Origin of the sequence: Corynebacterium sp. (assembly GCF_030535495.1) — a bacterium.
Classification (GTDB): Bacteria; Actinomycetota; Actinomycetes; order Mycobacteriales; family Mycobacteriaceae; genus Corynebacterium.
The window spans coordinates 1-12,532 of record NZ_JAUNRW010000010.1 but is presented as its reverse complement, the minus strand read 5'-3'; the positions used below and the strand labels follow the sequence as shown (position 1 = coordinate 12,532).

The 12,532-nt window shown below is 68.2% G+C and carries 13 protein-coding genes; 4 read left to right on the top strand and 9 right to left on the bottom strand.

Annotation, left to right across the window (positions count from 1 at the left end; all coding sequences use genetic code 11):
* The 3 genes from Q4F73_RS02555 to Q4F73_RS02545 are packed head-to-tail and all read right to left on the bottom strand — an operon-like array spanning nucleotide 1 to nucleotide 2,086.
* Entirely contained in the window at nucleotides 1–231 is a 231-nt protein-coding gene (locus Q4F73_RS02555) for a hypothetical protein (RefSeq protein WP_303357782.1), read from the bottom strand.
* The gene (locus tag Q4F73_RS02550; protein ID WP_303357781.1) at nucleotides 231–881 is read right to left on the bottom strand and encodes a response regulator transcription factor; all 651 of its coding nucleotides are present in this window, start codon (nucleotides 879–881) and stop codon (nucleotides 231–233) included. The genes Q4F73_RS02555 and Q4F73_RS02550 overlap by 1 nt, the downstream gene beginning before the upstream one ends.
* Nucleotides 882–886: 5 nt before the next feature.
* Complete coding sequence (locus Q4F73_RS02545; RefSeq protein ID WP_303357780.1) at nucleotides 887–2,086, bottom strand: ATP-binding protein; 1,200 nt, start codon at nucleotides 2,084–2,086, stop codon at nucleotides 887–889.
* A 112-nt stretch (nucleotides 2,087–2,198) separates the two neighbouring features.
* On the opposite strand from Q4F73_RS02545, the gene Q4F73_RS02540 reads away from it, so the two are divergent.
* Both Q4F73_RS02540 and Q4F73_RS02535 read left to right on the top strand, forming a co-directional pair.
* Nucleotides 2,199–3,302, top strand: coding sequence for a PspC domain-containing protein (locus Q4F73_RS02540; protein WP_303357779.1), 1,104 nt, complete (start codon nucleotides 2,199–2,201; stop codon nucleotides 3,300–3,302).
* The gene (locus Q4F73_RS02535; protein ID WP_303357778.1) at nucleotides 3,302–4,468 is read left to right on the top strand and encodes a serine hydrolase; all 1,167 of its coding nucleotides are present in this window, start codon (nucleotides 3,302–3,304) and stop codon (nucleotides 4,466–4,468) included. Before Q4F73_RS02540 ends, Q4F73_RS02535 begins: the two co-directional genes overlap by 1 nt.
* A gap of 50 nt (nucleotides 4,469–4,518) precedes the next feature.
* On the opposite strand, the gene guaA is transcribed toward Q4F73_RS02535, so the two are convergent.
* The 3 genes from guaA to guaB form a co-directional block, all read right to left on the bottom strand.
* Nucleotides 4,519–6,081 carry a glutamine-hydrolyzing GMP synthase gene (gene guaA / locus Q4F73_RS02530; protein ID WP_303357777.1) on the bottom strand — a complete coding sequence of 521 codons (1,563 nt, stop codon included), beginning with the start codon at nucleotides 6,079–6,081 and terminating at the stop codon, nucleotides 4,519–4,521.
* A gap of 308 nt (nucleotides 6,082–6,389) precedes the next feature.
* Entirely contained in the window at nucleotides 6,390–7,541 is a 1,152-nt protein-coding gene (locus Q4F73_RS02525) for a GuaB3 family IMP dehydrogenase-related protein (RefSeq protein WP_303357776.1), read from the bottom strand.
* Between the two features lie 169 nt (nucleotides 7,542–7,710).
* Nucleotides 7,711–9,231: an IMP dehydrogenase gene (guaB, locus tag Q4F73_RS02520; protein ID WP_303357775.1), complete on the bottom strand. Its 1,521-nt coding sequence runs from the start codon at nucleotides 9,229–9,231 to the stop codon at nucleotides 7,711–7,713.
* 121 nt (nucleotides 9,232–9,352) lie between these two features.
* Here guaB and Q4F73_RS02515 point away from each other — a divergent pair, with 121 nt between their 5' ends.
* Nucleotides 9,353–9,724 (top strand): DUF5319 domain-containing protein, encoded by a 372-nt coding sequence (locus Q4F73_RS02515; RefSeq protein WP_303357774.1) that lies wholly within the window; start codon nucleotides 9,353–9,355, stop codon nucleotides 9,722–9,724.
* A 58-nt stretch (nucleotides 9,725–9,782) separates the two neighbouring features.
* On the opposite strand, the gene Q4F73_RS02510 is transcribed toward Q4F73_RS02515, so the two are convergent.
* Both Q4F73_RS02510 and Q4F73_RS02505 read right to left on the bottom strand, forming a co-directional pair.
* Nucleotides 9,783–10,580, bottom strand: a complete 798-nt coding sequence (locus Q4F73_RS02510; protein WP_303357773.1) for a hypothetical protein — start codon at nucleotides 10,578–10,580, stop codon at nucleotides 9,783–9,785.
* Nucleotides 10,580–11,173, bottom strand: a complete 594-nt coding sequence (locus Q4F73_RS02505) for a sigma-70 family RNA polymerase sigma factor (protein WP_303357772.1) — start codon at nucleotides 11,171–11,173, stop codon at nucleotides 10,580–10,582. Before Q4F73_RS02505 ends, Q4F73_RS02510 begins: the two co-directional genes overlap by 1 nt.
* Nucleotides 11,174–11,492: 319 nt before the next feature.
* Between Q4F73_RS02505 and Q4F73_RS02500 the strand changes: the two genes are divergently transcribed.
* Nucleotides 11,493–11,810 (top strand): WhiB family transcriptional regulator, encoded by a 318-nt coding sequence (locus tag Q4F73_RS02500; RefSeq protein ID WP_303357771.1) that lies wholly within the window; start codon nucleotides 11,493–11,495, stop codon nucleotides 11,808–11,810.
* A gap of 62 nt (nucleotides 11,811–11,872) precedes the next feature.
* On the opposite strand, the gene Q4F73_RS02495 is transcribed toward Q4F73_RS02500, so the two are convergent.
* Nucleotides 11,873–12,532 (bottom strand): TCP-1/cpn60 chaperonin family protein (locus Q4F73_RS02495; protein ID WP_303357770.1); only part of this gene is annotated, 660 nt, incomplete at its 5' end.

Below are 12,532 nucleotides of genomic sequence, written 5' to 3'. Positions count from 1 at the left end.
CTACAACTGCTCCTCCACCTCGCGCGCCCGACGCCCCATCTCGTTGAGCTTGCGGTTCGCCCAGTTGTAGAAGGCGTGCATGAGGGCGAAGACGGCGGCCAGTACGAAAAACGCCGGCAGCCACCAGTTCCAGGACAGGTCCGCCTGCCAGGCGACCAGCGCGGTGAACACCGCCGCGGCCACGAGCACACGAGCGAGGTTGAACTCGTAGGTCTTCGGTTCGCGCGCCACTAGTCCAGGTCCCGCGAATGTGCCCACCGGGTCAGCGCGTGGCGGTTGGACTGCTGGGTCTTGCGCAGGATGTTGGAGGCGTGGGTCTCCACCGTCTTGACGGAGATGAACAGCTCGGAGCCGATCTCCCGGTAGGTGTAGCCGCGCGCCAGCAGGCGCAGGACCTCGAGCTCGCGGCGGGTGAGGGCGTCGACCACCGGGTCCTCGATACGCTCGGGCTCTTCGGTGGCATCCTCCACCACTTCCCCACCAGCGAAGGCGTCGAGCACAAAACCGGCCAGGCGGGGGGAGAAGTAGGCGTCGCCGGAGTGGACGCGGGTGATGGCCTCGGCGAGTTCCGTGCCGGAGATGTTCTTGGTCACGTAGCCCCGCGCGCCGGCGCGGATGAGCGAGATGACGTCCTCGGCGGCATCCGAGACACTCAAGGCCAGGAACACCGTCTCCACACCCACGCCGCGCAGAACGGCGAGGCCGCCGCCGTCGGGCATGTGGACGTCGAGAAGCACGACGTCGGGCCGCGCGGCGTTGATGCCGTCTATGGCATCGGCGACGGTACCGGCGTCACCGACGATGTCCACCTTGCCGGACAGTTCGGCGCGCACGCCCGAGCGGAAGACGGAATGATCGTCGACGAGGAACACCTTCACCATGCAGTTCAGGATACCGGGAGTCGGTAGCTCACGGTGACCTCCGTGCCCTCCCCCAGCGTGGAACGGATGCGTGCGGTGCCGCCGATGCGTTCCAGGCGGCCCTCGATGGAATCCCGGATGCCGTGGCGGTCCTCCGGGACGTCGGTGGGGTCGAAACCGGCGCCGCGGTCGCGGATGAAGATGGACAGCTCGCCAGCCAGGACCTCCGCGTAGACATCGAGCTTCTCCACGCCCGCGTGTTTCGCCGCATTGACCATCGCCTCCCGCGCCGCGAGGACGACGGCCTGGGTGTCCTCGGTCAGATCAATGTCCTCGCCGACGGTCACCGGGGCGATGCGGATGCCGAAGAGATCCTCCACCTCACCGCACGCGGTCTCCACGGCGGCGAAGACGGTCTGGTGGATCTTCTCCTCGGCGTCGAAAAGCCACTGCCGCAGCTCGCGCTCCTGCCCGCGGGCGAGGCGGGAGACCTCGACGGGGTCATCCGATCGCTTCTGGATGAGCGCGAGGGTCTGCAGCACCGAATCATGCAGCCGGGAGGCGATCTCGGCGCGTTCCTCGCTGGCCGCCTTCGCCGCGCGCTCCTCCGCCAGCGAATCCCACAGCCGGATGATGAGTGGCACACCCAGCGCCGCCACCCCGGCGAGCGTGAGCAGCACCGCGATGAGCGCGGCCGCGAAACCACCGGAACTCTCCGCGAAGAAGATGGTCACCACCACGCCCGCCAGTACCAGCGCGGCACCGCCGATGATGCTGAGGTAACTGCGCCCCGACTCCAGGCCCCGGTCGTAGGCCTGCCAGGCGAGCACCGCGCCGACACCGGCGACCAACAGCGGCACGAGCACCGCCCCCGGCACTCCGGAGATCAAGGTGACGGACAGGAAGAATCCCAGGCCACCGACCACCGCCAGCAGCAGGTACACCGGGCGCGACAACTGGTGCCTGCGCCTGGGCACCACCACCTCATCGGAGGCCTTGGAGAACATCCACAGGCCCGCATACGCCATGACGCCGAGCCCAGAAAGGAAAGAGCCGATGATGAACGCCAGGCGGACGTAGAACACGTCCACCCCCAGATGCACCGCCAGGCCACCGGCCACACCCGAGATGACGCGGCCCGAGCGGGGCCGCAGATACACCGGGTAGGGGCCGGTGGCGGCGCGGGCGGGATCGGTCCCGTACGGAACCGGACTGGCGTTACTCATGCCCCCGATCTTGGCAGACCCCGCACCCGGACACATCGGGGCAGACCCTGAAACCGCGAATTCAGGGTGGATCCCGATACCTTTCCCCATCCGCAGGACAGACAATGACGACATGAGCACCACACCATCGTTCAGCGACACCGTCTCCCGCATGTGGGAGACCCGTCCGCCGCGGCTGCCCTCCGAGCAGGGCGGCAACGCCAAAATAGCCGGTGTCTGCGAAGGCATCGGCGTACGATTCCAGATCGACCCGACCATCGTCCGTGTCCTCTTCGTCGTGTCCCTGTTCACCTTCGGCGGCGGCCTTGCCGCGTATCTGCTGGCCTGGATGTGCATGCCCCGCTACGGCGTGGCCACCGCCCCCGTCATGGCGATTGCCCGCCGTAAGGAGGAGCTCACCGACGCGGAGCGGAAGGAACGCCGCGCCGGATGGTGGCTGCTGCTCTTCTTCGTCCTCACCTTCGGTTCCTTCGGCACCGAGGGCACGCTGTTCTCCTCGGGGCTGCTGGCCGTGAGCCTCATGCTCGGTGCCTGGTGGCTGCTGCACCAGCGCATGCCGCACCCCCCGGCCGGGCTGCTGGCCAACCCGGTGGTCACCCCAGTACCCAGCCCGGCGGCAGCGGCACCCGTCGATCTGAGCAACTACTACCCGGCCGAGGGCACCGCCTTCCCGCCGGGGCGCGAGACCCCGCCGTCCTGGGATCCGCTCGGCACCGCCCCCTTCGCCTGGGATCTGCCCGAGCCCGGCCCGGTCCCGCAGCCGGTGCGCCGCAAGCCGCGGGTGTGGCCCTGGGTGGCTCTCGGGTTGGTCGGGGTGATGAGCGCGGCCACCATCGTCATCGGTGTCCTCGGCGTGTTCCTCTACAACACTGACGCGGTCGGCGAGGACCTGACCTACACCCCCGTGGCCGAGGCTGAACTGCAGGAGAACTACCAGGGTGGTGTCGGTGCCCTGGAGGTCGACCTGCGGCAGCTCCCGCCCCTCGAGGGCTCCCACACGATGAGGGTGGAGGGCGGCATCGGCCCCGTCGACGTCCTGCTGCCCACCGCGGTGCCCGTGGTCCTGGACTGTGAGGAGGGGCTCGGTGAGATGGAGTGTATCGGGGGCACGTACAACGACCGCTCCCCCGGCGGCACGCTGACCCTGACGGTCGAAGGCGGTATCGGCCCCCTCACCGTCCTCGTACCGTATGACGCGCAGCCGCTGGAACGCTGATGCTCCCCCGGCTGCTGGCCCCGTTCCTGGCCCTGGCGGCGGTGGGCGCCCCTGTCTCACCCGCCCCCACGGCACCGACGGACATCGCCGTGGTCTCCTCCGAAGGCGTGCTGCGCAGTGAGTCCATCAACACCCAGCCGGGCCGGATCTACCAGTTCGGGTCGGTGTCGAAGACCATCACCGCCGCCGCTGTGGAGGACGCCGGCATCGCCCCGACCACCCCGGTCGAGGTCGTCCTCCCGAGCCTGCGGGACACGGAGCTCGCCCACCGTGGCACCACCATCGCGGATCTGCTCGCGCACACGTCCGGTCTGCCGCATGATGTGACGGTCACTGACCACCACCGCAGCGACCGGGCCAGCGACATACTCCCCGAAGTCGCCGCCCTGCCCCTCGGTGACCACGGCACCTACCGCTACTCCAGCCTCAACTACCTGCTCCTGCAGGCGGTGCTGGAGGAACGCTTCCCCGACGCAGCTCCCACCACCCCCGGGCTGGTCACCGACGGTGACGTCCCCGCCGGGTCCGCACCCTTCCTCACCTGGCGGGTGCCGCTGGCGGCGCGTCATGACGCCGCCGGGCTCGGTTACGGCTACCTCGCCGGTGACATCACCACTCTCGGCGACTTCGCGTCCCGGCAGCTCGCCGCCCCCTCCGCCGCGTGGCGCGAGGAGACGATGCTTATCGACGCTGGCACCGGCGCCACCGGGGCCACCGAAGTCACCGCCTACCGACACAGCGGAGCCGTACCCGGTTACTTCGCCCACGTCACCCTCGTCCCCGAGAGGGACCGGGCGGTGGTGCTGCTCACCGCGTACTACGGAGAGCTGGACGCCCATCGGCTCAACGCCTGGGCCGATAATGTCGTCCGCACGGAACTGGGAGGTCGGGCCGAGCCCCTCCCCGCCCCCTCCCGGGTGTCACTGTGGCTGATGATGGCCTGCGTCGTACCCCTGCTCGCCCTGCTGCTCCGGCCCCGGCGGTGGGCAGTGGCCGCCGCCGTAGTCGTAGCCGTGGGCTCGGTCATCCTTCCCTACGTCCTCGGCTACCCCCTGCACCACCTGTGGCCCTGGGCCCCGGACGTGGCCGCCGCCGTGATCCTGTGGTCACTGCTGTGGCTGTTGACCGCGGGGATCACCGAGTACCGGAGGCGGGGGCGTCGATAAGCACAAAAGCAGCGCCTCCGAAGATAGGGGCGCTGCTTTCGCGGGGAGGACTACTCCCACTCGATGGTTCCCGGCGGCTTCGAGGTCACGTCGAGCACGACGCGGTTGACGTCCTTGACCTCGTTGGTGATGCGGGTGGAGATGCGCTCGAGCACCTCGTAGGGGATGCGGGACCAGTCGGCGGTCATCGCGTCCTCGGAGGAGACCGGGCGCAGGACGATGGGGTGGCCGTAGGTGCGGCCGTCGCCCTGGACGCCCACGGAGCGGACGTCGGCAAGCAGCACGACGGGGCACTGCCAGATGGAGTCGTCGAGGCCCGCGGCGGTGAGTTCATTGCGGGCGATGAGGTCGGCGGCGCGGAGGATCTCCAGGCGCTCCTCGGTGACCTCACCGATGATGCGGATACCCAGGCCCGGGCCCGGGAAGGGCTGGCGGTTGACGATTTCCTCCGGCAGGCCCAGCTCGCGGCCCACGGCGCGGACCTCGTCCTTGAACAGCAGGCGCAGCGGCTCGACGAGCTCGAACTCGACGTCATCCGGCAGGCCGCCGACATTGTGGTGGCTCTTGATGTTGGCGGTACCGGAACCGCCGCCGGACTCGACGACATCCGGGTAGAGGGTGCCCTGGACGAGGTAATCGACCTGCTCGCCCTCCAGCACACCGGCGACGGCACGCTCGAAGGAACGGATGAACTCCGCGCCGATGGCCTTGCGCTTGGCCTCCGGCTCACTGACACCGGCCAGCTTGTCCAGGAAAGCCTGGCGCTCATCGACCGTGACCAGGCGCGCGCCGGTGGCGGCGACGAAGTCGTTCTCCACCTGCTCGCGCTCGCCGGAACGCAGCAGACCGTGGTCGACGAAGACACAGGTGAGACGGTCACCGATGGCGCGCTGCACGAGGGCGGCGGCCACGGCGGAATCCACGCCACCGGACAGGCCGCAGATGGCGTGGCCATCAGGCCCGATCTGCTCGGAGACGGCCTCAATGAGCTGCTCGGCGATGTTCGCCGGGGTCCAGGAACGCTCCAGGCCGGCAATCTGGGTGAGGAAGCGGGTGAGCACCTGCTGGCCGTGCGGGGAGTGCAGGACCTCCGGGTGGTACTGCACTCCGGCGAACTTCCGGTCCACGTTCTCGAAGGCCGCGACGGGCGCACCCTCCGAGGAGGCGGTGACGGTGAAGCCCTCCGGGGCCTGCGTCACGGAATCACCGTGGCTCATCCACACCTTGTGCTGGGCGGCGAGCTGATCGTGGAGCACGCCACCGTCATCGATGACGTCGAGGTCGGTGCGGCCGTACTCACGGACACCGGTCTCAGCGACCGTGCCGCCGAGCGCGGCGGTCATCGCCTGGAATCCGTAGCAGATGCCGAAGACCGGGATACCCAGGTCGAAGACAGCCGGATCCAGCTTCGGCGCATCATCGGCATACACGGAGGACGGGCCACCGGACAGGACCAGTGCGGCCGGGTTCTTGGCCTTGATCTCCTCGACGGTGGCGGTGTGCGGGACAACCTCGGAGTAGATGCGGGCCTCACGGACGCGCCGGGCGATGAGCTGGGCGTACTGGGCGCCGAAGTCCACGACGAGGACGGGACGGGGAGTTGCGGAAGTCACGGCCTTGATCCTACTACGCCGCAAATCGCGGCCTCACTGACGTGGATGCCGTTCTCTTGTCGACGTCCGCCTATCGACGCCCCGGCACCGGGCTGTACGGGACGCCTCTGACGCCGCTTCGTCACTTGTCCCATCTGACGCATGATCGTCTCGCCATAGGCCCAGGTCGCCCCCGCCCGCAGTCCTGACGAGCCGTCGTCAGTACAACCCGTCGTCAGATCTGACATGCCACCCGCCCTGCCCCGTCCCCGAAACAGCACGAAACCCGGCCACCACGCGGGGTGACCGGGCCATAACAAGCAGACGCGCTAGCGCTTGACCGCCAGGCCCACCTTCTGGAAGGACTTCAGGTCGGTGTAACCGCACTTGGCCATCGCCCGGCGCAGACCGCCGACGATGTTCTGGCTGCCGAAGGCCTGGGTGGAGGGGCCGTGGAGAATCTTCTCCAGGCTGGGAGTCTCCACCCCCTCGAAGTAGAAGCCCTCCGGGGGCTCGACCAGGCCGCGCGGGAAGCGCGGGTGGCCGGCGACGGCGGGCCAGAATGCTCCATCCGCGGCGGCCTCGGCGGCCGGAGCCAGGGTGGTGCCCAGGACGACGGCGTCAGCACCGCAGGCGATGGCCTTGGCCACATCACCCGAGGTCTCGATCTCCCCGTCGGCGATGATGTGCACGTAGCGGCCCCCGGTCTCGTCGAGATACTCGCGGCGGGCGGCGGCGACATCGGCGATGGCGGTGGCCATGGGGACCTCGATGCCGAGCGCGAACTCATTGGTGTTGGTGCCGCCACCGACGATGACACCGGCCGCGCCGGTGCGCATGAGGTGCATGGCGGTGGTGTAGTCGGCCACGCCACCGGCGATGACCGGCACCTCGAGGGAACCGATGAACTCCTTGAGGTTGAGCGGCTCACCACCGGTGGCGACATGCTCGGCGGAGATCATCGTGCCCTGGATGACCAGGATCTCGGCACCGGCCTTGATCACCAGCGGGGCCAGCTCGCGGGCGCGCTGCGGGGAGACACGCACGGCGACGGTGGCACCGGAGGCGCGGACCTCGGCGATGCGGTCGGACAGCAGATCCTCGTCGATCGGGGCGGAGTGCAGCTCCTGGAGCAGGGCGATCGCCTGGGCACCGGTGAGGTCCATGTTCTCACCGGAGGTGACCGCCTCGACGACGCGGGCGACGGCGGCGTCGAGATCCGCCTGGCGGCCCCACAGGCCCTCCGCGTTGATGACACCGAGTCCACCCTGCTTGTCCATCTCGATGACGAACTCGGGGCTGGCCAGCGCATCCGTCGGGTGGGACATGACGGGGATGCCGAAGGTGTAGGCGTCGATGTGCCAGGTGGTGTCCACGTCACTCGAGGAGCGGGTACGCCGGGAGGGGACGATGGAGATGTCGTCCAGGGTGTAGGTGCGGCGAGCCTCGCGGCCCACTCCGATCTCCACGTAGTCGCGCATGGCGGCGGTCCTTTCTGGTGCCCGTTTACGGGGCGTCGTTAACCGGATCAACTCTACCGCACGGTGCGCGGGACTGACCTGTGGAACGCGGCGGCACCGAAGCGACGACAGCGCTCTGAACGTAGCAACGTTGCTTCATTCAGAGCGCTGTCACGCCAGGGCAGAAGAACTAGTGGTAGTTCGGTGCCTCGACGGTCTGCTGGATGTGGTGCGGGTGGGATTCCTTCAGGCCCGCGGTGGAGATCTGCACGAACTGCTTGGTCCACAGATCGGCGATGGTGGCAGAACCGGTGTAGCCCATGGAGGCACGCAGGCCGCCGACGAGCTGGTGGGTGATGGCGTCGATGGAACCGCGGTAGGGCACGCGGCCTTCGATGCCCTCGGGCACCAGCTTGTCCTCGCTGCGGACGTCCGCCTGGAAGTAGCGGTCCTTGGAGAAGGAACGCTTCTCACCGGACAGGCCACGACCCTGCATGGCACCCATCGAGCCCATGCCGCGGTAGCGCTTGTACTGCTTGCCGCCCACAATCACCACGTCGCCGGGGGACTCGGTCGTGCCGGCCAGCATGGAACCGAGCATGACGCAGGAGGCACCGGCGGCCAGGGCCTTGGCGATGTCACCCGAGTACTGCATGCCACCGTCGGCGATGATCGGGATGCCGGCGGCGTGGGCCGGAACGGCGGCCTCCATGAGGGCGGTGATCTGCGGGGCGCCGACACCGGCGACAACGCGGGTGGTGCAGATGGAGCCCGGGCCGATGCCGACCTTGATGGCGTCAGCGCCGGCGTCGATCATGGCCTGCGCTGCGGAGCGGGTGGCCAGGTTGCCGCCGACGACGTCGACGCGGTCACCGAAGTCCTTCTTCACGCGCGAGACCATCTCGAGGACACGGTTGTTGTGGGCGTGGGCGGAGTCGACGACGAGGACATCGACCCCGGCGTCGACCAGGTGCCCGGCGCGGTCCCAGGACTCGTCACCGGTGCCGATGCCGGCGGCGACGAGCAGGCGACCCTGGTCGTCCTTGGAGGCGTTGGGGTGCTGCTCGGTCTTGACGAAGTCCTTGACGGTGATCAGGCCGGCCAGCTTGCCCTGCTTATCGACGATCGGCAGCTTCTCCACCTTGTTCGCGCTCAGCAGCTCCAGGGCCTGCTCCTTGCTCACACCCTCCGGGGCGACGACCAGCGGCATCGGAGTCATGACCTCGGCGACGCGGCGGTTGACGTCCGGCTCGAAGCGCATGTCACGGTTGGTGCAGATACCGACGAGGGTGCCGTCGGCGTCGACGACCGGCAGGCCGGAGATACGGAAGCGGGCGCACAGCGCATCCACTTCACCGATGGTCATGTCCGGGGTGGCGGTGACGGGATCGGTGACCATGCCGGACTCGGAACGCTTGACGATCTCCACCTGACCCGCCTGCTCCTCGGCGGAGAGGTTGCGGTGCAGCACGCCGAGGCCACCCTGGCGGGCCATGGCGATGGCCATGCGGGCCTCGGTGACGGTGTCCATCGCGGCGGAGATGACCGGCACACCCAGGCGGATGTTGCGGGTGAACTGGGTGGAGGTGTCCACCTCACTCGGGATGATGTTGGACTCCGCCGGCAGCAGGAGAACATCATCGAAGGTCAGGCCCAGCAGGGCGATCTTGTTCGGGTCGTCTCCGCCGGTGGACACACGCTGATCGGTCATGGAAATGGGGCTCCTTCGCACTGTGTGGCTTCCGCAATGACTTCACCATAGTGCCTTTTCACCGCGGACTGGTAGCGGCAGGGAATTGCCCATTAAGCAGGTCCACAATAGTGTGGCGGGTGTGAACTACGACTCGCAGATGCCGCTCGACCCGTTCGCGAACGACCCGAACGATCCGGCGTCCTTCCTGGACCCCGACGAGCCCGCTCCGCCGCTGTCCGACGAGGAGCGACTGCACATCACCCAGGACCTGGCACTGGTGGCCCGTTTCCGTGAGGAGCTCACCCCGCACGGCATCCTCGGCATCTTCTTCCTCTGCGAGGACTGCGAGGATCTGCACTACTACGACTGGGACATCATGGCCGCGAACATGGCCGCCAGCCTCCGCGGGGAGCTGGCCCCGGTGCATGAGCCCTCCATGGAGCCGGACGTCAACGCCTATGTGCCGTGGGAGTACGCCGTCGGTTTCCTCGACGGACTCTCCGCACGCTAGCGACGACGCAAAGAAACAGGAAGGCCGCCGGGGATATCCCCGGCGGCCTTTGCGCGCGCTACTCCTGGATCTGCGGGGGATCCAGGCTCGGAATCGGTTCCCCCGGGAACGGATTCGGATCGGTCGGCAGCGGAATCGGCTCGCTCGGTTCCGGCAGCGGGTTCGGACGCACCGGCGGCGGGTTCTGGGTGACCGTGACCGTGGCGGTCTCGGTCGCCGTTTCCGTGGCGGTATGGTGCGCCGTCTCCGTGACGGTCTCCGGCGGCTGGACGGTGGGGGTGACCGGGCGGGTGACGGTCGTCGTGGCCGGTACCCGCGGAGCCTGCTGGGTGCCGTCGGTCTGCGCGTCCCGAAGGTCGGAGACCACGCGGCGGGCCTCCTCCAGGAGCGCCCGGGTGCCGTCCATGTCCCCCTCGGCGGCGCGGGAGTCAATCTCCTCCAACGTGCCGGCCAATTCGACCACGGCCGCCCGATCGCTGAACAGGGTGCTCGAGACCCCCCACAGCGGGGAGTCGGGGGTGGCGTTGTAGAGCAGGGAGCCGGAGCCGGCGATCACCAGGGTCGCGGCGGCAGCACCGAGGAGACCGGCGACGAACGGACGGCCGGCGCGGGAGCGACGTCGGGAAGCCAGCGAAATGACCTCCGGCTCCTCGTCTGCGCCCTCGATGAGGGGAGCCGGGGGCATCTGCTGCTCGACGTCCTCACGCAGCTCGAGGAAAAGGGCCGCCAGGTCATCGGAGCCGTCGGAGGGGTCACGCCCTTCCGAAAGTGCGGTGAGGAATGCGTCATCATCGACCAGCGGACCCAGCTGGGACGTGATGTCAGTTTCGTTGGCCTCTTTGCGCCTCCGCTTCATCACCGAGCTCCTTCATTTTCAGTGTCCTGGGCGTCCGTCTGAGTGCCCAGGTTCTTACGCAACGTGTTCAGCGCCCGGTGCTGTGCAACCCGCACGGCACCCGGGGTACTGCCTACGACCGCAGCGGTCTCTTCCGCTGACAGTCCGACAAAAACACGCAGAATCACGATGTCGCGCGCCTTCTCACTTAATGAATCGAGCAGAGCCCTCACTCTGTTACTTCCGTCCGCGGTAAGGGCGTAGTCTTCGGGGGTATCCCCCTCGGACAGGGTGTCGGGGACCTCATCGGTCGGCAGGGAATGATCGCGCGACATCGCACGATGCGCGTCGGCCACCTTGTTGAAGGCGATGCCGTAGACGAACGCCATGAACGGGCGTCCCTTGTCCACGTAGTTGCCTATCGACGTCGCCACCGCCAGGCAGATCTCCTGGGCGATGTCCTCCGGGGTGGGCGTGCGGCCGCCGCCCACGCGGGCGCGGGCGTAGCGGAGCACCATCGGGTGCACAATCGCCATGATGCGTTGGAGCGCCCTCCGGTCACCGTCGACGGCCAGCGGCACCAGGTCTGCCAGCTCGGCCTCGGTTTCACTCACGTAGCTCTCCTCTGGATCACCCGCGTCCGAAGTGGCACCTGCGGGCGTGACCAGAATACCCCCTTCTCGCCGAAACTGAGTTTCAATTATTGATTCGTGTGATCTGTGACTAATGCCCGAAAAGTTCATTAAGGGTTAACCTTCGGCATCGTCACAGCTCACAGGCCTGCGCGACGACAACTCCGGGCCCGGGCAACCCGGGCGCCACGATCTCGACACCCGTTGTTCACCACCGCGGTTCAGACTCCACAAGTGCATCCGGACGACACCCGTCCACCCCGCGGCCTGCGCGACCTTCTTGAGCTGAGGAGAACAGAACATGTCACAGCCCCACCTCCTGCCCGGACCCAACGCCGATTTCTGGGACTGGCAGCTCCACGGCGCCTGCCGCGGCGAGGAGTCGGATGTGTTCTACCACCCGGACGGTGAGCGCGGCCGGGCACGCGCCCAGCGGGAGAACCGCGCCAAGGCCATCTGCCACACCTGCCCCGTCATCGCGGCCTGCCGGGAACACGCCCTGCAGGTCGCCGAGCCCTACGGTATCTGGGGCGGGCTCTCCGAGTCCGAGCGCATGGCGGTGCTGCGCAACCGCAGCGAGCGCCAGAAGGTACGCGTCACCGTCACGGCACGCGGTTAGACAAACTGAACCAGGCCCGGTCGGAGTGTGGGAACTCCGACCGGGCCTGGCGCGTGCATCACCTAGTGATGGTGGCCGTGACCGCCGGCGGCGGCTGCGGCCTCCTCACGCTTGTTGACCACGGAGGCCTCGGTGGTGAGCACCATACGGGCCACGGAGGCGGCGTTGACCACTGCGGAGTGGGTCACCTTCACCGGGTCGATGATGCCCTGCTCGATGAGGTTGCTGTACTCCAGGGTGGAGGCGTTGAAGCCCTCCCCGTTGGGCAGCGCGGCGGTGTGGGCGACGACGACGGCACCGTCTACACCGGCGTTCTCGGCGATCCAGAAACAGGGCTTCGTCAGGGCGCGGGCCACCGACAGGATGCCGGTCTTCTGCTCACCCTCGAAGTCCTCGGCCCAGGACTTCAGTTCCTCGGCGATCTGGACGAGTGCGGAACCGCCACCGGCGATGACACCCTCCTGCACGGCCGCGCGGGCCGCGTTGATGGCGTCCTCGACGCGCAGCTTGCGCTCGTTGACCTCGGTCTCGGTGGGGGCGCCGACACGGATGACGGCGACGCCACCGGAGAGCTTGGCCAGGCGCTCCTCGGCCTTCTCCCGGTCCCAGGAGGAGTCGGTGGAGGCGATCTCGCGGCGGATCTGCTCGCGACGGGTCTCCACCTCCTCCGCGGTGCCGGCACCGTCGACGATGACGGTGTCGTCCTTGGTCACGGTGATGCG